Origin of the sequence: Acinetobacter sp. UBA2063 (assembly GCF_002333245.1) — a bacterium.
GTDB lineage: Bacteria > Pseudomonadota > Gammaproteobacteria > Pseudomonadales > Moraxellaceae > Acinetobacter > Acinetobacter parvus.
In genome coordinates, this window is the sequence record NZ_DDAH01000191.1 from 1 (window position 1) to 518 (window position 518).

General features: G+C 37.8%; 1 protein-coding gene and 1 pseudogene. One reads left to right on the forward strand and one right to left on the reverse strand.

Annotation, left to right across the window (positions count from 1 at the left end):
• Positions 1-108 (reverse strand): annotated as a pseudogene (locus tag B4H32_RS09240) (succinate dehydrogenase assembly factor 2); the annotation flags it as partial.
• A gap of 186 nt (positions 109-294) precedes the next feature.
• On the opposite strand from B4H32_RS09240, the gene B4H32_RS09245 reads away from it, so the two are divergent.
• On the forward strand, positions 295-518 hold a 224-nt coding region (locus B4H32_RS09245), incomplete at its 3' end, for an acyl-CoA dehydrogenase family protein (protein ID WP_286802366.1).

Genomic DNA, 518 nt, shown 5'->3' on the forward strand with positions numbered 1-518 from the left:
GAGATAATAGTTTTTGACGTAGGGATCAAAATACACATCAATTTCTTTTAAACCACGCCGTGAACGATAAATCACCTTACGTTCTTCAAGTGTCATTTCATCGGACATCATTTATTCCCCTATGCAACTATTTGGGCCTAGTTTACCCGATCCCCTCAAGAATTTCGCTGGGATTTTTCTCAAGTGACCAAATACATCAATCAAATTGAGCATTGATCACATTGTCCACTATTTTCAATTTCTTGTATCGTGGCAATGAATGTTTAAATCCAATACTCAAGGAAAAAATAACAAATGCAATCAGGTGCAATTCGTCCAATTCCAAATATGTTACCGCGTAAGCTATTTACTTCTGAGCATGAAGCATTCCGCGAAACAGTCCGTAAATTTTATGAGAAAGAAGTTGTTCCAAATATTGAGAAATATGAGAAACAACAGCATGTTGACCGTGATTTATGGAACAAGGCGGGTGAACTAGGCTTACTCTGTACCACCATGCCAGAACAATATGGTGGTTC